The 18,592-nt window shown below is 74.6% G+C and carries 14 protein-coding genes; 3 read left to right on the top strand and 11 right to left on the bottom strand.

The window, feature by feature from the left end:
• Positions 1–41: 41 nt before the first annotated feature.
• Positions 42–2,972, bottom strand: coding sequence for an AfsR/SARP family transcriptional regulator (locus ACIQTO_RS12055; protein ID WP_402386464.1), 2,931 nt, complete (start codon positions 2,970–2,972; stop codon positions 42–44).
• A gap of 491 nt (positions 2,973–3,463) precedes the next feature.
• Here ACIQTO_RS12055 and ACIQTO_RS12050 point away from each other — a divergent pair, with 491 nt between their 5' ends.
• The gene (locus ACIQTO_RS12050) at positions 3,464–3,889 is read left to right on the top strand and encodes a hypothetical protein (protein WP_402386461.1); all 426 of its coding nucleotides are present in this window, start codon (positions 3,464–3,466) and stop codon (positions 3,887–3,889) included.
• Between the two features lie 159 nt (positions 3,890–4,048).
• Here the strand turns inward: ACIQTO_RS12050 and ACIQTO_RS12045 are convergent, their stop codons facing one another.
• On the bottom strand, positions 4,049–5,785 hold the full coding sequence (locus tag ACIQTO_RS12045; protein WP_402386459.1) for an amidase: 1,737 nt from the start codon (positions 5,783–5,785) through the stop codon (positions 4,049–4,051).
• A gap of 296 nt (positions 5,786–6,081) precedes the next feature.
• Here ACIQTO_RS12045 and ACIQTO_RS12040 point away from each other — a divergent pair, with 296 nt between their 5' ends.
• Positions 6,082–6,639 (top strand): TetR/AcrR family transcriptional regulator, encoded by a 558-nt coding sequence (locus tag ACIQTO_RS12040; RefSeq protein ID WP_402386456.1) that lies wholly within the window; start codon positions 6,082–6,084, stop codon positions 6,637–6,639.
• 178 nt (positions 6,640–6,817) lie between these two features.
• Here ACIQTO_RS12040 and ACIQTO_RS12035 read toward each other — a convergent pair whose 3' ends face one another.
• Together ACIQTO_RS12035 and ACIQTO_RS12030 are read right to left on the bottom strand one after the other, a co-directional pair.
• Positions 6,818–7,258 carry a DUF427 domain-containing protein gene (locus ACIQTO_RS12035; protein ID WP_402386453.1) on the bottom strand — a complete coding sequence of 147 codons (441 nt, stop codon included), beginning with the start codon at positions 7,256–7,258 and terminating at the stop codon, positions 6,818–6,820.
• On the bottom strand, positions 7,251–8,741 hold the full coding sequence (locus ACIQTO_RS12030) for an MFS transporter (RefSeq protein WP_402386450.1): 1,491 nt from the start codon (positions 8,739–8,741) through the stop codon (positions 7,251–7,253). The genes ACIQTO_RS12035 and ACIQTO_RS12030 overlap by 8 nt, the downstream gene beginning before the upstream one ends.
• A gap of 140 nt (positions 8,742–8,881) precedes the next feature.
• Between ACIQTO_RS12030 and ACIQTO_RS12025 the strand changes: the two genes are divergently transcribed.
• Positions 8,882–9,415 (top strand): winged helix-turn-helix transcriptional regulator, encoded by a 534-nt coding sequence (locus ACIQTO_RS12025; RefSeq protein ID WP_380575120.1) that lies wholly within the window; start codon positions 8,882–8,884, stop codon positions 9,413–9,415.
• A gap of 127 nt (positions 9,416–9,542) precedes the next feature.
• On the opposite strand, the gene ACIQTO_RS12020 is transcribed toward ACIQTO_RS12025, so the two are convergent.
• From ACIQTO_RS12020 to ACIQTO_RS11990, 7 genes are all read right to left on the bottom strand, one after another.
• Complete coding sequence (locus ACIQTO_RS12020) at positions 9,543–10,544, bottom strand: methyltransferase (RefSeq protein WP_402386447.1); 1,002 nt, start codon at positions 10,542–10,544, stop codon at positions 9,543–9,545.
• Positions 10,545–10,593: 49 nt separating this feature from the next.
• Positions 10,594–12,534: an FAD/NAD(P)-binding protein gene (locus tag ACIQTO_RS12015; RefSeq protein WP_402386444.1), complete on the bottom strand. Its 1,941-nt coding sequence runs from the start codon at positions 12,532–12,534 to the stop codon at positions 10,594–10,596.
• Positions 12,531–13,991, bottom strand: a complete 1,461-nt coding sequence (locus tag ACIQTO_RS12010; RefSeq protein ID WP_402386442.1) for a methylaspartate mutase — start codon at positions 13,989–13,991, stop codon at positions 12,531–12,533. Before ACIQTO_RS12010 ends, ACIQTO_RS12015 begins: the two co-directional genes overlap by 4 nt.
• Positions 13,992–13,996: 5 nt before the next feature.
• The gene (locus ACIQTO_RS12005) at positions 13,997–14,464 is read right to left on the bottom strand and encodes a cobalamin-dependent protein (protein ID WP_402386439.1); all 468 of its coding nucleotides are present in this window, start codon (positions 14,462–14,464) and stop codon (positions 13,997–13,999) included.
• 161 nt (positions 14,465–14,625) lie between these two features.
• Positions 14,626–15,960: a fatty acid desaturase gene (locus tag ACIQTO_RS12000; RefSeq protein WP_402386436.1), complete on the bottom strand. Its 1,335-nt coding sequence runs from the start codon at positions 15,958–15,960 to the stop codon at positions 14,626–14,628.
• Positions 15,961–16,522: 562 nt separating this feature from the next.
• Positions 16,523–17,512, bottom strand: coding sequence for a hypothetical protein (locus ACIQTO_RS11995; RefSeq protein WP_402386434.1), 990 nt, complete (start codon positions 17,510–17,512; stop codon positions 16,523–16,525).
• A gap of 646 nt (positions 17,513–18,158) precedes the next feature.
• A complete protein-coding gene (locus ACIQTO_RS11990; RefSeq protein WP_402386431.1) occupies positions 18,159–18,488 on the bottom strand; it encodes an ArsR/SmtB family transcription factor in 330 nt (109 codons plus the stop codon).
• Positions 18,489–18,592: the final 104 nt, after the last annotated feature.

The raw sequence follows: 18,592 nt of genomic DNA, 5'->3' as shown, positions 1-18,592 counted from the left end.
GGGGCCGGCTGTTCGCTCGGGCGGGGGCGCCCGCCGTCGGCTCAGCCGGGGAGCCAGGAGGGCCAGCGCTGCCGGGGCGGGCCGGCGGGGTGGTCGCCGCCGAGCAGCGGCAGCAGGCGGTCGGCCTCGGGTGAGCCGATCGGGGCCAGGATGCCGTGGGCCTCGGCCCAGCAGGAGCGGGCCCGGGCCAGGTCACCGGCCGGGCCCGGGCCGCCGAAGCGGCGGTCCGCGAGGGCGTCGCCGAGGGTGGCCAGGGCCAGGCCGCGGCCCCGGTGGTCGCCGTCCTGGGTCAGCGCGTCGACCGCGCGCCCCGCCGCGTCGACCGCCTCCGCACCGCGCCCGGCCGCGCGCAGCGACTCGGCGAGCCGCAGCAGGACGCGGCCGGTCCGGCGGTGGTCGTCCGGGTCGGTCAGGGCGAGCGCGGCCCACTGGTGGGCGACCGCCCGGTCGTGGTCGCCCCGGTCGTGGGCGATCGTCCCGAGCGAGTCGCGGGCGCGTGCCTCCAGCTCGCGGTCGGCGAGTTCATGGCTGACCAGCAACGACTGGTCGACCACCCGGTTCGCCGCGTCGAAGCGGCCCTGTCGGGTGAAGGCCCCCGCCAGGTTGAGGAGTTCGGCGGCCAGCGCGCGCCGGTCACCGACCCGCTCCCAGACCGAGGCAGCGGCCGAGAACCCGGTCACCGCCTCGTCGGGGCGGCCGATCTGGACGAAGCAGGCGGCCAGTGAGCCGTGGGCGAGCGCCAGCAGCGGCTGCGACAGCCCGTGCGCGGTGCACAGGTCCCGGGCCCGGAGCAGCTCGGCGAGCGCCGCGGGCGCGGAGCCGACCTCGGTCAGCAGCCGGCCGAGCACCAGGCGGGCCCTGGCCTCCGCCGTCCGGTCGCCCTGCTCCAGGGCGGCGTGCAGCAGGGCGTTGGCGGCATGGCCGAGCGGGCGGGTGGCATGGCCGGAGTCGGCCAACAGGCAGCAGCCCAGCAGCAGTTCGGCGAGCCGGTCGAGGGCCCCGGCGGTACCGGCGGGGCGGCCCGGGAGCTTGGCGCACTGGCTCACCAGCGCACCGACGCCCAGGTATTCGCCGACGGCGAGTCCGGACCGCGCCGCCGTCGCGCCGAGCGCGGCCGAGACCCGCGCGTGGTAGTGGTCCGCCAGCCGGGTCAGGGCGTCCGCCGACTCGTCGGCTCCCTCCTCCCGGTCCGTCGCGGCCTCCTCCTCGGCCCCCTCCTGGGCGACCCGCTGGCCGACCCGTTGGGCGAAGGCCCGCAGCAGGTCGTGGTAGCGGTAGTGGTCGGGGTGCGCCGAGACCTCCAGCATCGAGCAGTCGACCAGGCACTCGGCGAGTTCCACGGCGGCCGGCTCGGGCAGGTCGAGCACGGCGGCGACCGCGGCCGGGGACAGGTCGGGCACCTCCGGGACGGCCAGCAGCCGGAAGGCGCGGGCCTGTTCGGAGTCCAGCTGGTCGTAGCCGAACCGGAACGAGGACTCGACGGCGAGGTCCCCGCTGCGCAGCGCGTCCAGCCGGTACCGGTCGCCGGTGAGCTTCGCCAGCAGTCGGGCGATGGTCCAGCCCGGGCGGCAGGCCAGCCGGGCGGCGAGGATCCGCACCGCCAGCGGCAGCCGGCCGCAGAGTCGGACGAGCTCGCGGGCCGCCTCCTCCTCGGCCGCCACCCGCTCGGCGCCGACCACCCGGGTGAGCAGGGTGACCGCCTCCTCGGCCGGGAGGACCGGCAGTTCGGCGAAGCGGGCGTTGGGCAGCGCTCCGAGCCTGGTCCGGCTGGTGACCAGGACGGAGCAGCCCGCGCTGCCCGGCAGCAGCGGCCGGACCTGCTCGGCGTCGCGCGCGTTGTCGAGCAGCACGAGGACCCGGCGGCCGGAGAGCAGCGAGCGGTAGCGGGCCGACCGTTCGGCGAGGCCTGCCGGGATCGCCTCCCCGACGACGCCGAAGGAGCGCAGGAAGACCGCCAACGCCTCCTCGGGACGGGTCGGGCGGCCGTCCGCGCCGTGCAGGTCGAGGTAGAGCTGGCCGTCCGGGAACTCGGCGGCCAGGCCGTGCGCGACGTGGACGGCGAGCGCGGTCTTGCCGACCCCGCCCATGCCCGCGACGGCTGCCACGGGCACGCTGCCCGGCTCCCGCAGAGCGGCCCGCAGTGCCTCGGCCTCCGCCTGTCGGCCGGTGAAGTCAGCTGTAGTGGCGGGGAGTTGGGCCGGAATGAGGGTGGACGCCGGATCCGGTCCGGCGGCGGGAGCGGCCGGCTCCGGGGGCGCCGGAACGGCCGCCCGCCCGGCCGGTGCCGCCAGGGTCCCGTCCGCCGAGAGGATCCGGGCGTGCAGGTCGCGCAGACCCGGCCCGGCGCCGACACCCAGCTCGGCGCGGAGCCGGCGGTCCGCCGCCCGGTACACCGCGAGCGCCTCGGCCTGCCGGCCGGAGCGGAAGAGCGCGAGCATCAGCAGCTCCGAGAGCCGCTCGCGCAGCGGGTGCTCCTCGACGGCGGCGCTCAGCTCGGCGACCGACTCGGCCCACCGGCCGCCGTCGACCTCCGCCTCCAGGCACGACTCCGTGACGGCGAGCCGCCGTTCGTCCCACTCCCGGCGCTGGCGCTGCGCGTAGGGGCCGGGCAGGCCGGACACCGGCTCGCCGCGCCACAGCGCCAGTGCCGCCCGCAGCGCGGCGGCGGCCTCGGGGTGGCGCCCGTCCGCGCGCAGCGCCCGGGCCTCGCCCACCAGCGCCTCGCACCGCCCGGTGTCGAGGCCCCCGCCGACCGCGAGCAGGTACCCGCCGCCGACCGAGGTCAGCGCCTCCGCCCCGAGCACCCGCCGGAGCCGGTGCACGTACGTCCGGATGACCCCGGTGGCCCTGGCGGGCGGCTCGTCGCCCCACAGGTCGTCGATCAGCTGGGCTCCCGAGACGTGCCGGCCCGACCGGAACAGCAGGGCCAGCAACAGGCTCCGCTGTTGCGGCGAACCGAGTGGGAGCTCCACCTCTCCCCGCCACCCGCGCACCGGCCCGAGCACCGCGAACCGCAGCCCCCCCGAGGTCCCGCCCTCGCCTGTCAACCGACTCCCCCTCCGCCCGACGACACGCCCCCGGTGGCATGATACCGATCGGTAATCACCCTGCTCGGGCCGCGTTCGGGCACGGTTCGGCGACGGAGGATGCCCGGTGGGCGGGGCCCGGCCCACCGGAACCCCCGGGCCCGTGCGGGCACCGGCGGTACGGCGGCGGGCGCGGGCCGGGAGGTGGCCGGTCGGGTTCGGCACCACCGCGTGTCACCCGCGTGTCAGTGCCGGGGTGGCGCCCCCCGGTTGGGCGGGGTGTCGGTCGGCCGGTGGACGGGGGACCGGTGAACTCGATGGGTCGCCGCTCCCGTTGGTACCGGTGAGGGCCCGCCGGGCGGTGCCGGGCGGGCTGCGGCCCGGGTGCCCCGGGCGGCGGCCGGTGAGGCCCGGTCCCCGACCAGTCAGGAGCAGACATGAACAAGATGAAGGCCGCCGTCGTGGCCGCCGCCGTCCTCGCCGGAATCGGGCTGAGCGCGGCCCCCGCGTCGGCGGGTGACATCGACGTCCCCTCGCAGTGCAGCAACAACCAGTTCGGCGGCACGTTCCTGTGCGGCGGCGACTACGGTGGCGGCGCGACCTACTTCACCTTCCGGGACGGCACCAGCGAGATCTTCGTGATCGGGACCGACCACGCCGTGTGGACGCGGTGGACGACCGGCAGCTCGGGCAAGCTGAGCTCCTGGACCTCCATGGGCGGCTACTTCACGAGCAAGGTCGAGATCACCCGCCAGACCCTCGGCGGCGCCTTCACCATCACCGCACGCGGCAGCGACTACAACCAGATGTGGTCCCGCGACCGTGACCAGAACGGGAACTGGAACGGCTGGCACAAGTTCTGATCGTGGTGGGGGAGTCCCGGAGAACCGGTCGCCGGCCGCTCCGGGCCCCCTCGGCCCGCTCGTCCTCCCGGCCGAGCCGGCGGGCGGCGGGGCGGGAAGAGTCCCACCCCGCCGCCCGCCGTCGCCCGTTCGCGCCCGACGTGCCGCTGCGCCGTCACATCACCGGGCCGGCAGGCGCGGGGTGCGCGGCGGCTCCGTGCGCCGGTTTCCGGTGGCCTCGAAGGCCGCGCCGAGGGTGAGCAGGGCGTTGTCGTCGTAGGCGCGGCCGGCGAAGGTCAGTCCGACGGGCATGCCGGTGTCGGTCATGGTGCCCATCGGGACGGTCACCGTGGGGATGCCGAGGTGGCGGGGTACCAGGTTGCCGTTGGCGACCCAGACGCCGTTGCGCCAGCCGAGGTCGGCGGACGCCTCGGAGACGTCCATGTCCGCCGGTCCCACGTCCGCGACGGAGGGGAACACGACCGCGTCCAGGCGCAGTTCGTCCATCCATACCTCCAGGTCGACCCGGCGGGTCTCCTCCAGCCCGCGCAGTCCCTCTTCGAGGTGCGGCATGTCGGTGAAGGAGGCGTACGGGCGCTCGCGCACCAGGCGGGGGTAGTCGCCGATCGTGTCGTCGAAGCCGGCGTAGCGGTCCGGGAGTTCGCCCTGCTGCTTGGGCCAGACGGCGGCGCCGTCGACCTCGGCCAGGGTGGCGAGCGCCGGGTCGCCGTTGGCGCGCAGGAAGTCGTCCCACGCCCAGGCGGACAGGTCCTCGATCTCGACGGTGAGGAAGTCGCTTCCGACCAGGCCGCGGGTGGAGAGCGAGGGCGCGCCGGGGCGGTCGGACTCGTAGTTCGACACGACGGGGAAGTCGACCTCGACGACCTCGGCGCCGGCGGCCTCCAGGTCGCGGCGGGCGGCCTCCCACAGGGCGATCACCGAGGGGCGGGTGTCGATCCGCTGCCCGGTCTGGCCGCCGATGCCGCCGTCGGGGTTGGTGCCGGCGACGGGGTCGGCGTTGATGTACATCGTGGGGACGCCGACGCGCTTGCCGGCGAGCGCGGCGCGCGCCGACGCGGTGTCGGCGGGTGCGAGCGCCGGGTAGGAGGCGGGGCGTACCCGCGAGGGCGCGGGCAGCGGCACCCACGGCTGGGCGCGCCACAGGTCGCCGCGGGTCTCCGGGTCGTCGGCCACGATGACGTCGAGCAGTTCGAACAGGTCGGCCATGGTGCGGGTGTGCGGGACCACGACGTCCATGGTCGGTACGAGCGGCCAGTTGCCGCGCACCGAGATCACGCCGCGGCTGGGCGTGTAGGCGCACAGCGCGTTGTTCGAGGCCGGTGCCCGGCCCGAGGACCAGGTCTCCTCGCCGAGGCCGAAGGCGCCGAACGAGGCCGCCGTCGCGGTGCCCGAGCCGTTGGAGGACCCGGAGCCGTAGGCGCTGGTGAGCCAGTCGGCGCTGTACGGGCTCTCCGCGCGGCCGTACACGCCGCGCTGCATGCCGCCGTTCGCCATCGGCGGCATGTTGGTCAGGCCGATGAGGACGGCGCCGCCCGCGCGCAGCCGCTCGATCGCGAAGGCGTCGCGCTGGGCGACGAGGTGCTCGAACGCCGGTGAACCGGCCGCGGCCGTCAGTCCCTTCGCGAGGTAGCTGTCCTTCGCGGTGTAGGGGATGCCGTCCAGCGGGCCGAGCGTCTCGCCGCGCGCGCGCCGGCCGTCGGAGGCCTCCGCCTCGGCGCGGGCGTCCGGGTTCATCACGACCATCGCGTTGAGCGCGGTGGGGGTGCCGGCCCGGTCGTACGCGTCGATGCGCGCGAGGTAGGCGTCGAGCAGCCCGACCGCGGTGGCCTCGCCCTTCTCCAGCGCCGCGCGCAGGTCGGCGATACAGGTCTCCACAACGTCGAATCCGCGCGTCATGCGGGTGTCTCCTGAGGGTTGGGGCGGACAGGCGAACCGCTGGGCGTCCCGGCCGATCGCGCACACGCGGCCGTCACGCCTTCCGGCGCACTGACTAGATTTTCAGTCTAGACTACTGATCTAGATCCCAGAACCGAGGTGAGGCCGTGCCGATGCCAGAGTCCGAGCCCACGCGGCCGCGGCGCCTCCTTCCGCCCGAGAACGCGCCCGCGGCGAGCGCCCCGCCGGGGACCGCCACGCCGGCCCCGGCCGACCGGAAGCGCCGGCCCAGCGGCGACGAGGCGCGGGGGAGGGCGATGCGGGCCGCCATCACCGCGATCGCCGAGAAGGGCGCCGCCGCCGTGCGGATGTCGGACATCGCCGCGCGGGCCGGGATGAGCACCGGGCACATCCTCTACCACTTCGGCAAGAAGGACCGCCTCCTGCTCGAAGTCCTCGCATGGAGCGAGGCGGACCTCGGGGCCCGGTTCCAGCGGGCGGCGGACGAGGCGGCCACCCCCGCCGAGAAGCTGGCGCTCTTCGTCCGCTTCTACCTGCCCCGCCATCAGGGCGACGAGCGCTACGCCCTGTGGACGCAGGTCCTGGCCCAGCGTCACGACGACGCCGGCCGGCGACTGCTCACCGAGCTCTCCGAGGTCTGGGAGGAGCGCCTGGAAGCCATCCTCGTCGAGGGCCGCGCCCTGGGAGAGTTCGCCGACGTGGACCCTCCCGAGTTCGTCATCAGGGCTGTGGCCATGCTCAACGGGCTCTCCGGGGACGTGATGTTCGGACGGCCGCGCTGGCAGCACGCCTCCGCGAACGCGTTCGCCCTGGCCGCCCTCGCACGCGAACTGCGGCCGACCGGACGGGCCTGACGGCGTGGCCCGACGCCGCTCGGGGGCTGCCGCGAAGCCGCCCCGGTGGTGGTCGCGGATCGCCGTGTCGAGCGCGCGGGACATCGCCGCGGCCCGTCCCCCGGCGGGGACGTGAGATGCCGCCAGGCCCGGCCCCCGGGTGGGGGCGGGCCTGGCGGCATCGGGCGTGACCGGGTGGTCAGTGGGACGGATCGACGTCGATGTCGACGCGTTCCTGGTAGAAGGCGATCAGCCCGGTCAGGGCCTCCATGCCACGCAGCGGGACGGGGTAGGACCAGGCGATGGCGCCGCCGTCGCCGTGCGGGGCGAGCGCGAAGTGCACGGCGTTGCCCTTGTAGGGGCAGTAGGTGGTCTCCCAGGAGGGGACGAGCAGTTCGCGGCGCACGTCCTCGGGCGGGATGTAGTAGCGGACGGGGTAGCGGCCCTCCAGGACCACGATCGGCCGCTGGCAGTCGGCGAGCACGACGCCGCCGGCGCGCACGATGATCCGGCCGCGTCCGGGCTCCACCAGGATGCCGGCGTTGACGTGGCGCACGGGGCTGTCGGAGGGGGCGTCGAAGGCGGCGGCGGGGCGTATCGCGTCGGGCCGGGCGTCGTGGTCGGGTCGCTGGTCAGCCACGGGACACCGCCGGGCGCTGCGCACTGCCCGCCGCGCTGCCGGCGGCGTCCGCGCCACCTGCCCCGCCGCCCGGCGGCGGCGGTGCGGCGGCCGGGGTGCGGCCCTCGGCGATGCGCGCCCACAGTGCCACGCCCGCGCCGACCGCGCACAGCGCCGCGGCGACCAGGACGGCGTGGTCGGTCCCGGCGGCCATCGCGTAGCGCGGCCCGCGGTCGTCGGCGGCCTGGCCGGCGACGGTCAGCGTGATGGCGACGCCGAGGGCCGAACCCAGGTAGCGGGCGGTGTTGTTGGCGCCCGAGCCCATGGCCGCGCGGTCGGCGGGCACGCTGCTGACGGCCAGGCGGGCGAGTGCCGCGTTGAGGACGCCGCTGCCGATGCCGGCGAGGACGAGACCGGGGGCGAAGTGCGTCCAGGAGCCGTCGGGGCTCATGCCGTAGAGGGCGGCCTCGCCGATGCCGCACAGCAGCAGGGAGGCGGCGACCTGGGTGGTGGCGGACATCCGGGTGGCGAGGCGGCGGGCCTGGAGGGCGGAGACGACCGACAGGCCGGACCAGATCGCGAGCACCAGGGAGGCCACCAGGGGGGTTTCCCCGGCGGACTTCTGGAGGGCCATCGGCAGGTAGCTCATCAGGCCGACGATGGCCAGGCCGGTGAACAGGGCGCCGCCGCTGGAGGCGATGAAGCCGGGGCTGCGGAACAGCGCGAGGTCGAGCATCGGTTCGGCGATCCTGGCCTCGACGAGGACGAACAGTACGAGCAGCAGCACGCCGAGGCCGAGCAGGAGCAGGACGGGGGCGCGGCCCCAGCCGTGCCGGCCCTCGGCGAGCCCGGCGATGAGGCAGGACGCGCCGGCGGCGAGGGTGGCGACGCCCAGCAGGTCGAGCTTGCGGGGCCGGTCGTTGCGGGACTCCTGCAGGCCGTACGCGGTGAGCGCGATCAGCAGGGCGGACAGTGCGGAGAGCACCCAGTAGACCGAGCGCCAGCCGCCGGCGCGCTCCAGCAGTGCCGCGTAGACCGGGCCGACGGCGATGCCCAGGCCCACCGAGGCGCCCCACATGCCGAGCGCCCGGACCCGGCCGGGGCCGACCGGGTAGACGTGGCCGATCAGGCCGAGGGTGGGGGCGAGGACGGCGGCCGCGGCGCAGCCCTGGAGGACGCGGCCGATCAGGAACATGGCGGGGCCGGTGGCGGCCGCGGAGACGGCGGTGGAGATCAGGAGCAGGACCGCCCCGGCGCCGAAGACCCGTTTGCGCCCGTAGTCGTCCGCGGCGCTGCCCATGGTGAGGAGCAGGGCGGCCAGGCCGACCAGGGTGCCGGTGAGCACCCAGGTCTGGGCGGAGGAGCCGAGGCCGAGGTCGGCGGCGGTGGGCGACAGGGTGGTGAGCGGGGAGGTGTAGTCGACCAGGACGAGGAGTGTGCCGAACGCGGCGATCGAGAGGGTGAGGGCGGGGCGGCGCCCCTGGGGCGGTGGGCTGGGCGTCATCGGGGTGGTCCTCGCTGCGAGGGGAGGGGGAGAGGGGCTCCGACCGGAGGTCTGTTCTCCGACCTAAGGTCTGTTCATTGAACTCAACTGAATCTATCACGCCGGGTTCGGTGAAGGAACCTTCGGCTAGACTGGCCCGCATGGCGCTGGGAACCGATTACGCACAGCAGGACTGCTCGCTCGCCCGAGCGCTGGAGGTGGTCGGGGAGCGCTGGAGTCTGCTGATCGTCCGCGACGCCTTCTACGGGGTCCACCGCTTCAACGACTTCCTCGCTCATCTCGACATCCCGCGCGCGGTCCTCACCAGCCGCCTGCAGGCACTGGTGGCCGCGGGCGTGCTCCGCAAGGAGCCCTACCAGAGCTCGCCGGTGCGGCACGGCTACGTCCTGACCTCGGCCGGGCGTGAGCTGTGGCAGCCGATCTACGGGCTGGCGCAGTGGGGGGAGCGCAACGCCTCCACCGGCGGGCCGCGCACGGTCTTCAGTCACGCGGCCTGCGGGACGCGGCTCGACCCGGTGGGCGCCTGCCCGCTGTGCGGCGGGGCGGTGGCACCCGAGAACATCACGATGCAGCCGGGCCCGAGCGCGCAGGGCCGGCTGCGGCAGGACCCGGTCTCGCGCGCGCTGGCCCGTCCGCACCGGCTGTTGACGCTGGTGTCGCCCGACGCGGACTGACCCGCCCGCCCGGGGCGGACGGACACACCCGCCCGCCCGGCCCGGGGGCAGGGCAGGCGGGTCAGGTGCCGCTCCGCCCGGCCGCGTGTCCGCGGCCGGGGCTGGGGTCGGGGTACGGGGTAGGGGGTCAGCGGGGTTCGGCGACCAGCAACTTGCTGTCCAGCGGCAGGTCGTGGACCGCCGCGAGGGTGAAGCCGGCGCGCTCCAGCAGACCGGCGTACTCGGCGCTGGTGCGCTCGAAACCGCCGGCGATGGTGAGCATGTGGACGTCGAACCAGGCGGCCAGGGACGGGGTGCCGTCCTCGGAGATGACGCGTTCGATGATCAGCAGGGCGCCGTCGGCGGGCACGGCCTCGCGGATCCGCTCCAGTACCCGGACGCACGCCTCGTCGTCGCGACCGTGCAGGACGCGGGAGAGCAGGTAGACGTCCCCGCCGGCGGGGACCTTCTCGTAGTAGTCGCCGCTCTCGTAGCCGATGCGCCCGGCGTCGGGGGACTGCGCGAGGTCGGTGCGGGCGGCGTCGACGACGTGCGCGGTGTCGAACAGGACGCCGGACAGCGCGGGGTGGGCGCGCAGCACGGTGGTGAGCAGGGCGCCGTTGCCGCCGGCGATGTCGACGACGGTACGGGCGCGGGAGAAGTCGTACAGGGCGGGGACGGGTTCGAAGAAGGAGGAGCTGGCGGCCATCGCGCGGTCGAAGCGGGCGGTGAGTTCGGGGGTGCGGGAGAAGTAGGGGTACATGGCGGCGCCGTGGACGTGTTCGAAGGCGTTCTCGCCGGTGCGCACGGTGTGCAGCAGCTGCCCCCAGCCGGCGTAGAACTCGTCGCCGTAGAGCAGCGCGAGGTCGCGCATGGAGCCGTGTTCCTCGGTGCGCAGGGTGCGGCCCAGCTCGGTGGTCCGGTAGCGGCCGTCGGGGTCGGTGGCCAGCACGTCGAGCTCGACGAGGAAGCGCAGCAGCCGGGTGAGGGAGGGCTGGTGGGTACCGGTGCGGTCGGCGAGTTCGGCGGCGGTGGCGGGCTCGGCGGCCAGGAGGTCGGCCAGGCCCAGGGTGGCGGCGGTGTGGACGGCCTGGGTGGCCCAGGGGCCGATGAGCAGGTCCATCATGCGGCGGGCGGCGGTGTCGGTCATCGTGGGACTCTCCTGCGATCGGGGGGACGGGGGCCGAAGGGGTGTGCGGTCAGGCGAGGGCGAGGGCCTGCCGGCGCAGGTTCTCCACACCGGTGTGCAAGCAGCCGCGGGCGATGGCGTCGCCCTGGATGAGGGTGCGGGAGCCGACGTGGGGGCGGGCGCCGATGGCGGTGACCCATTGGACGGATTCGACCGGGGGGCCGTAGGAGAAGCGACCGCGGTGGGCGGTGCCCCGGGTGTCGAGCAGGCGGAAGGAGACCTCGGCGACGTCGAGGCCGCCGGTGGTGTAGGGCTCGCCGTGGGCGTCGGGGATGACGTGGGGGCGGGCCGCGCCGGAGTCGAGGATGTGGCGCAGCAGCGGGTCGGTGGCGCGGCGCACGTCGGTGAGCGCGAGGTGGGCTTCCAGCAGGGCCTCGGCGGCCAGCGGCGCCTCGTCGACGAGGGGGGAGGAGACCAGGAAGCGCCCGGTGGCCTCGTCGGCCTCGACGCGCATGCTCGGGCCGACCAGGTGGACGGTGCCGGCGCGCACCAGGGCGTCGAGTTCCTCGACGCGGGCGGTGGGGGGTCCGCTGGCGATGTAGTTGTTGAGGCCGCTGAACCAGCGGTCGACGTGGTCCCGGTAGGAGCCGCCGCGCAGGCCCTGATGGGATATCACCTGGCGGATCTCGTCGCGCAGGTCGCGCATGATGGCGGCGGTGGCCTTGAAGGGGCTGCGGGCGGGGCCCGCGGCGGACTGTTCGAGGTCCCAGCCCAGGCGGCCGGCGATCCAGTCCCGGTAGGCGGCGCGGTCGGTGAAGCGGCGCTCCAGGCTGGGGCGGTCGACCTGGTCCCAGTCCCAGTGCTGGTCGGGGTCCTCGAACCGGTCGGTGATCAGCTCCCGCATGGCGGGGGTGTCCCAGTCCAGGTCGGCGTAGGCAGCCAGGAAGCTCTCGCGCTCGGCCTCGGGGGCGTCGGCGAGGCGGCTGCGGTAGTAGACGTAACCGACCTCCTTGGCGATGTAGGGCCACAGGTCGGCGCGGAAGTCGAGTTCGCCCTGCCCGGCGGTGCGGCGCAGGCGGGCGATGACCTCGGCGGTCAGGAACCGCGGCTGGTAGCGGGGGACGACCTCCAGGTGCACCTCGGCGCGGGCGAGGTAGGGCACGCCGCGTCCGGAGCCGGCGTACAGCAGCGGCTCGCGGCCGGAGGAGTGGTAGTGCAGGCGGCCGTCCTGGTCGCGGTCGAAGCGTCCGCCGCGGCCCTGGGTGAAGAGGGTGACGTAGTCGTAGAAGCTGAGGCCCAGGCCGCGCAGGACCAGGGGTCGGCCGGCGGGGAAGGCGTCGAGGTCGCATTCGGCGGGGCTGAGGGGTTCGCGGTAGAGCAGGCCGTGGCGGTCGGCGAAGTCCTTCAGATGCTGCTGGCCCTTGGTGGGGGAGACCTCGAAGTGGCCCTGGGCGAGGATGACGGCGTCGCACTCCAGGGGCTCGTCCTCGCCGTCCAGCCGCAGGAGTTGGGTGCCGCGGTCGGTGTCGTCGACGGCGGTGGCGCGGGTGGTGTGGACGTGGACGGAGACCTGGGCGGGGGCGGTGCGGATGATCTCCTGCAGGGCCCAGCGCAGGTAGGCGCCGTTGAAGGCGCGGCTGCCGTAGGACCAGGGCAGCATGCCGGTGGCCTCCTGGCGTTCGGCGTCGGTGACGTCGGTGACGCGCCCGTCGGAGACCATGCGGGCGAACTGGTACTGGGTGGGGCCGGGCAGGATGGGGCCTTCGCAGGGGACGGACTCGTCGGTGAAGACGGTGACGTCGGAGGCGACGGTGTTCATGAGCAGGGAGCGGTCCTGGTCGCGTCGCCAGACGCGGCCGCCGCCGGCGGGGTACGGATCGACGAGGTGGACCTCGACGGGGATCGCGGGCGCCACCAGCGCGGCGTTGGCGCACAGCCGCTCCAGGGCGACGACGCCGCGTGGTCCGGCGCCCACGATCCCGACACGGAGGATGGCTCGGCTGGTGGTCACAGGGCGGGTTCCTTTCCCGGGGTGGAGGTGGCGCTGTCGGCGGTGGTGCTCCCCGGGGTGGTGGTGCTTCCCGGGGCGGTGGTGTCCGGGGGGAGTTCGCCGAACAGCAGGGGGAAGTAGTCGATGTCGCGGCGCAGGGCCTGGAAGAGGTCCGCGCCGGGCAGGCCGGTGGTGCCGGTGCCGCCGCCGGTGCGGGTGGGGCCGTCGAGCAGGCGGCGGTTGCGTGCGGTGCTGGCGCGTGAGAGCGGCAGGCGGCCGGCGGAGTGGTAGCGCACGGCGCCGTCGCCGTCGCGGCGGGGGATGACCTCGGAGCGGGCGTGCCGGCTGGCGCTGAAGGGGATGTCGAGGCGGCCGGCGGCGAAGGCGGTGACGATCGCGGTGTCCAGCCGCGGGGCGGCGAGGACGGGTTCGACGATCTCGGCGGTCTCGCGCAGGATCCACTCCAGTTCCTCGGCGACGGCTTCCTCGTCGACGGTGATGAAGTCCAGCAGGGGGGAGCGGGCGACGGCGGCCAGGCGCAGTCCGGCGGCGTTGGCGGCGGCATCGGGGATGCCGTGGGCCTCCTGGTGGGTCTTGGTGATGAGTTTGGAGGCGCCGCCCAGGCGGGCGGTGAGGGCGCCGTAGAAGATGAGGTCGTCGGCGTGGTGGCGCCGGCGGGGGAAGACGCCCATGAACTCGTGGAGCACGGCGTGGACGTCGGTGCCGGCGGGCAGGTAGCGGGCGGCCAGGACGGGAACGGCGCGCAGCGCGGCGATGTCCTGGGCGAGGTGGCCGCTCTGCGGGTAGGAGACGCTGATGCAGCGCACGCCCGCGGCGGCCGCGGCGACGGCCTCCAGCACGCTGACCGCCAGGCTGATGGACGGCGGGACCAGGACGGCGGTGAGGGTGCCGAACAGCTCCCGGTCCATGACCACGCCCAGGCCGGCGAGTTCGCCGCAGACCTGGTCGACCTCGGCCCAGGCGGCCAGCGAGTCGGCGAGGGGCACGTCCTTGGAGTAGGGCAGGTTGTAGGAGATGCCGCCGCCCTCGAAGGAGGTGATGCCGCAGGCCACGGCGGTGGCGAAGAGTTCGCGCGGGTCGGGGGAGCCGTGCCGGATCTCCAGCGGGACGGCGACCAGTTCGTTCAGCTCCCGTCCGCGCTGCCAGCCGTGGGTGACCAGCGGGTAGCCGTTGAGGGTGCGGTGGTCGGTGCGCAGGGCCCGGGCGGCGTGCTCGAAGCGGCGCAGCCGGGTGTGCGAGTCGATGGTGAGGGTGAGCAGGTCGGGGCGGCCCTCGGTCTCCAACTCCTTGAGCAGGAGGGCCATCTCGCGGTGCCCGCCGACCCCGCAGCGCGGCTGCAGGGCGGTGCGTCCGCTCTCCCGGGCGCGGGTCAGCACCTCGGCGGCGGTGGGCTTGCCGAGTTGGGTGATGTAGGCCGCCGACTCCTTGAGCGTGGGCGGGGCGGGGGCGGGGGGCACGGGGGTCACCGGGCGGCGGCGGCCGGGACGCAGTCGGGCGCGGTGGTGGTGTGCAGGGCGTCGAGGGTGGGGACGAGGTCGACGGCGCTGGCGAGCACCCGGTCGACGCCCAGGTCGTAGAGGCGGGTGACGGAGGCCTCGTCCTTGACGCTGCCGACCGAGAGGTTGCCGCCCACCAGGACCGGGCAGTGGATGCGCCCGGAGCGCTTGGCGTCGGCGAGGTCGTGCAGGTCCTCGTGGATCTGTCCGTTGAGGCTGCCGATGAGGACGGCCTCGGCGTGCGGGTGACGCTCGCACGCGTCGGCGAACTCGGCGACCGGGGTGCAGGTGCCGAGGTTGACGACGGTGAAGCCGTCGGCGCGCAGCGCGTGGGCGATCAGGTGGTTGGCGACGGCGTGGCTGTCGCTGGCCGCGACGCCGAGGATCACCAGGCGGCCGTCCCGTTCGGGTGCGCCGGTCGGACGGGTGGGCATGGGCGCGGGTATCGACATGGGCGCGGGTATGGACATGGGCGCGGGCGTAGGCATGGGCGTGGGCATGGGAAACCGCCTATCCGTGGAGTACGGGCGGGTACGGGGTGTGGTGGTACGGAGTGACGCGATGACCTGACGGACCGTCACCCAGGGGTGGACGGTCAGTCGTCGAAGGCGGCGAACAGCTCGCGCTTGCTGACCGAGCGGATCCGGGCGACGTCGAACTCCTCGGGGTCGGCCGCCGAGAGCGAGTCGAAGACCCGGTTGATCGCGGCGACCAGGCCCCACTCGGCCGTGTAGGCGGGCCAGTTGCGGTGGCCGTCCACGAGGTCCTGCTGGCGGGCGAAGATGTAGTCGTGCCACTGCCGGCTGGCGGGGTAGCGGTGGTGGAAGTCGTGGACGACGGTGTCGCCGGTCAGCACCAGGTAGCGGGTGGGGAAGTGCACCAGCGCCATCCGGGCGCTCCAGCGCAGCCAGCGCAGCGGGGCGGTGGCGGCGGGCAGGCCCGGGGCGGGTGCCGCCTCACCGATGAAGATCGCGTTGGTCAGGCTCCCGAAGTACTCGCGGCCGCGGCGCACCGTGGTGCCGGGCGCGGGGAAGGTGTGCTTGACGCACAGCCGCAGGGTGTTGCTGATCTGGTAGAGCACGCCGATCGGCACGAACCAGACCACCAGCACGGCCGGCCAGGCTCCCAGCAGCACGGCCGCAGCCCCGCCGCCGCCGTACAGGGCGAGGGCGACGGCCTTCTCGGCGGCGGCGCTGTCGTGCCAGAAGGAACGCACCCGGGAGATCGCGAAGGCCAGGTGGAAGCGGGGGGAGAGGGTCTTGAGCAGTACCCGCCGCCACATCCGGCGCCGCGTCATGCCCGGGTGCAGGTCGAGGCTGATCAGGAAGGCCTGGACAGTGGGGTCGCGCAACGTCATGTGGTGGACGGCGTGGTGGTCGGCGACATGTTCGCGGCTGTAGCGCTCGAAGTTCTGGATCACCAGGAGGGCGGAGATGGTGTGGCCGACGGCGGCGTCCAGCCGGCGGTGCCCGAACATGTTCCGGTGCGAGCACTGGTGGTAGACCATCATCCGTAGATTCCGCTGGCCGTGCAGGGTCATCGCCCAGCCGGGCAGCAGCAGGAACAGGAACCAGGAGCCCAGGACGAACCCGATGGCGGACACGGCCGCGCCGGCCAGCACGGACAGCGAGGCGGTGGCCAGGTGGAAGCCGGGCGACAGGGTCACGGGGCGCTGACCGGCCAGCGGGCGCCCGGTCAGGAAGGTGAGCGGCAGTTGGAGCGGGCCGGGCAGGCGCCGCATGCTCTCCCGCACCGGGTCGGCGGCGGTATCGGCGCCGGCCGGGTCCGGTGTGGCGGCCGGGTTCGCGGTGGCTGTGGTGGTGTGCGGTGCGGTGGTGGCTGTGGTGGTGTGCGGTGCGGCGTCGGGGGCGGTGTCGGAAGCGGCGTCGCGCGTCGTCGGAGAGTGCGACGCGGTGTTGCCAGGTCTCATGGCGGGCGTGCCTTTCTGCTGGGCGGCAGCACGACGCGTCGCCCGCCCCGCTCCGTGGCGTACGCGGGCAGGGCGGAGCGGGGCAGGGCGGTGGTCGTGAAACCGCTGTTCGAACAGCACACAGGTCTGGACAACGGGTGGCGCGAGGGAATGCCCGGCCCACGGCCGCTCAGGCCGGATGGTCCGGGAAGAACATGGGGGCGGCCCGAGGGTGGACGTCCCGGGCGGCGAGCGGCGGGCGGCGCGGCGCCATAGTGGCGCAACCTTGTCATGTCGCCTGCGGTCAGTGCGGCTTCACGCTAACCACGCCTATCGGATCAAGTCAAGCGGCAGCCGAGTGGCGAGTGACATCCCGTCAGCTCTGGCCAGTGCGAACGCGAATGGGTTACGCTCCCCAGAACTGGTGAACGAACCTGACTGGCAGTCAGGAGGCGACTCTGCCGGCGACCGAGGGAACGCGGCGGGGTCCATCCGAGTGCCTGGAGGTACGCGAGGGGGCCCTGCCGAGGGGTCCCCATGGGGGAAGGAAGTCACAGTTGCAGACCACGCGACAGCCCTCTGGTCAGGCCGGCTTCAGGCCCGAGGCCGACGTCTTCCGCGCGCCGGTCACCAGATCCAGATGCCCCGCGTCCTTCGCTTCCGCCGCTCGCGGCCTTGTCCGGCCCCGCTCCTTCTTCGCGTCCAGCGCCGGCAGACGGCAGCCGTACGACAGCTGCGCACACCAGCGGTCATGAAGAGTCAGCAGGTCCTTGATCCGCGCCCCGTCGACGGAGGACGGTGCGCGGTCGTGATCCCCTTCCGCCCGGCACGGCCGAACTCGCAGGAACGGCAGGAGCAGCAGGAACGTCCCCTGCCCGGAACCGCCCGCCAGGTCCGGCGCCCGCCGTGCCTCGGTGATCGGCGCGCCGACCCCCTCGGTGTGCCCGCTGTGCAGTCGCGGCGCGTCCGTGGCCGTTCGCAGTCGCGCCCGGCCCGCCGGGTCGTGGTGGCTGACGTGGCTGTGGTCGGTGTGGTCGCTGTCCGGGATGTCCGGCGTCCGGCTCTGCGTCTGGTCCAGCGGCCGGACGCTCTCCGCGGCGCGTCCCTCCCGGCGCCGCGTCCCCGCGTACGTCCAGTGCGTCGGCGCGGGCGCCAACTGATCGGCGCGAGCAGACAGTTCTCGCACCTGTTCGTCTCGCACCAGTTCGGTGGCCCGGTGCCGCGGGCCGTCCTTCGTCCCGACCGTCGCCATCGATCCCGGTACCTGTTCGGCCGCGGGTGCGTGCCGGGGCACCCGTACGGCCTCCCGCCGGTTCCCGACTCCCACCGGCAGCTGCCCGACCGTGCGCTCCACCGCCCAGGGCTCCGCCGGCAGCGTGGTCCGCGCGGTGTCGGCATCCGCCCGGTCGGCGCTGCGCTCGGCCGGTTCGCTCGGCACCCGCGCGCACGCGGTGCCGCTGTTCTCCGTCCCCTCCGTCCCCTCCGTCTCGGCGAGGTGCCAGGACAGGTCCCGGCCCCAATCGAAGGGCGGGTCGTCGGAGGTCTCGGAGGCCTCGGCCGTCGGCGTGATCACCCGAGGCTCGTGGCCGTCGCACCGGGCCGTGACCGCCTCGGCAGACAGCGCGTCCGGTCCCGGCCTGCGCGCGTGCGGCGCTGTGCTGCCGGCCGTTGGCGCGGCGGGCTCGGGTTGTCGGGGTGCCGTTGGCGCGGCGGGCTCGGCGGCGGGGTGATGGAGCGGTCGCGGCGAGGGGAGGCGGTGGTCCGTCTCCGGACGTGAGAGGTGGCCGGTCGACACCGGGCCGACGGCCAGTTCCGCCTGCCGGGTGCCCCGCTCCAGGCGGAGCCGCCTCATTCGGCGACTCAACGCCGGCTGCTCCACTGCCGTCACCACTTCACCTCCGTCACCACTCCCGTCACTGCCCCCGTCACCGTCACTGCTCCGTCGCCGCGCGCTTCCCGTCAGGAGGAACCCTCGATGCCGGCCTCGTCAGACGCATGCGTCACTCGCGTTCCGGCTCCGTTCGCCGAAGGGTCTCGGGCCGGCGCGGTGCGGCCCCGAGGGCGGCCGCGGGGCGGTGCCGCGGCCGGTGGTCGGGCTCCGCTGACCTGGAAGGGTCCCGGGTCGGGCCCCGGCCCGCCGTCGCCCCACGGTGGGTCCCGGTGCTGCCGGTGGCCGTCCCCGCGCGTCCGTCGTTGTGACAAAGCTATGGCAGGTTTTGTCAACTGGCAATGACCGGACCGAAGTCGGCGTCGCCGGAGGGTCTGTCGGCGCCGGTCGGGTCCTCCGCGAGGACGAGGGCGAGCAGGCCGGGGAACTGCGCGTCGAACTCGGCCCGGCGCAGCCGGTTGTACCGCCGGGCGCCGGCGTCGCGCTGCTCGACCAGGCCGCTCTGGCGAAGCGCCGTGAAGTGGTGACTGCGGGTGGCCTTGCTGACGCCCAGTTCGAACGTGCCGCAGGCGCGGCTCCAGTCCGCACTGCCGGCCAGCTCACGCACGATCGCGCGCCGCACCGGATCGGCGAGCACCTGCAGCACCTCGTGCAGCGTCACCTCCGCCGGGTCCGTGTGCTCCAGGCCACGCGCGCGCCGGGAGCGGCTGTCACCCGCCGGAGTCAACGCACTTGACGAACTGTCACGGATGCGACTTTCATTCA

The organism is Kitasatospora sp. NPDC091207, from assembly GCF_044768625.1.
Classification (GTDB): domain Bacteria; phylum Actinomycetota; class Actinomycetes; order Streptomycetales; family Streptomycetaceae; genus Kitasatospora.
This window is presented reverse-complemented; position numbering and strand designations above follow the sequence as displayed.

Coding starts and splice junctions, on each gene's coding strand:
- ACIQTO_RS12050 (WP_402386461.1), top strand. CDS start 3,464: ATGAACAAGATGAAGGCCGCCGTCGTGGCCGCCGCCGTCCTCGCCGGA.
- ACIQTO_RS12045 (WP_402386459.1), bottom strand. CDS start 5,785: ATGACGCGCGGATTCGACGTTGTGGAGACCTGTATCGCCGACCTGCGC.
- ACIQTO_RS12040 (WP_402386456.1), top strand. CDS start 6,082: ATGCGGGCCGCCATCACCGCGATCGCCGAGAAGGGCGCCGCCGCCGTG.
- ACIQTO_RS12030 (WP_402386450.1), bottom strand. CDS start 8,741: ATGACGCCCAGCCCACCGCCCCAGGGGCGCCGCCCCGCCCTCACCCTC.
- ACIQTO_RS12025 (WP_380575120.1), top strand. CDS start 8,882: ATGGCGCTGGGAACCGATTACGCACAGCAGGACTGCTCGCTCGCCCGA.
- ACIQTO_RS12020 (WP_402386447.1), bottom strand. CDS start 10,544: ATGACCGACACCGCCGCCCGCCGCATGATGGACCTGCTCATCGGCCCC.
- ACIQTO_RS12005 (WP_402386439.1), bottom strand. CDS start 14,464: ATGCCCACCCGTCCGACCGGCGCACCCGAACGGGACGGCCGCCTGGTG.
- ACIQTO_RS12000 (WP_402386436.1), bottom strand. CDS start 15,960: ATGAGACCTGGCAACACCGCGTCGCACTCTCCGACGACGCGCGACGCC.